This window comes from Tianweitania populi (genome assembly GCF_014652875.1).
In the GTDB taxonomy this organism is placed as follows: Bacteria; Pseudomonadota; Alphaproteobacteria; order Rhizobiales; family Rhizobiaceae; genus Tianweitania; species Tianweitania populi.
The window spans coordinates 1-602 of record NZ_BMZQ01000013.1 but is presented as its reverse complement, the minus strand read 5'-3'; the positions used below and the strand labels follow the sequence as shown (position 1 = coordinate 602).

Below are 602 nucleotides of genomic sequence, written 5' to 3'. Positions count from 1 at the left end.
CGCGTGTCTGGACGTAGCGCTCCAGCGCCTTCACATACAGGTCGTGCTTGCCGCCGAAGGTGGCGTACAGGCTGGCGCGGGCGATCCTCGACCGGAACGATCTCCAGGTGGTCACCAATGATTTTGAGATAACCCAGCTGCTGATCGATGCCAGCCAGTTTGCAGGCCTTGGCCCATCCCTTTCGAGGGCTTGATCGATCAGCGAAACCGAAAACACGCAGATTGTCCTGCGTGCGGTAGAACCCGCGCGGATAAAGTCGAGGCAGCGAAGCCAGCTCCCTGACCAATTCCTGTGGAACCGTGATCCATCGATCATCATGCCCCTTCGCCGCCGGGATGCAGACCATGTTCTGATCCAGCTTCAAATGACGGTCGGGATGCATCGCCACGGCCTGGCTGATCCGCGCGCCCGTCATGAACATGAACATAGCCAAAGCAGCATGACGCCGCGGCGCGTGCTGGCGGAATTTGAGCAGCCACTCCCAGCTTCCGGGCGTCTTCTTGACCCGGCTTTTCCGACCGCGCTTGAGATCCTGCGCGACCCGCTCCTCTTTGGAGTAGCCCTTGATGCGTATCGGGGCGCAATGGCCAAGGTCATGCGC

At 60.6% G+C, this 602-nt stretch carries 1 pseudogene; it reads right to left on the bottom strand.

The features are described 5' to 3' along the window. Window positions 1-602, bottom strand: a pseudogene (locus IE166_RS21000) (hypothetical protein); the annotation flags it as partial.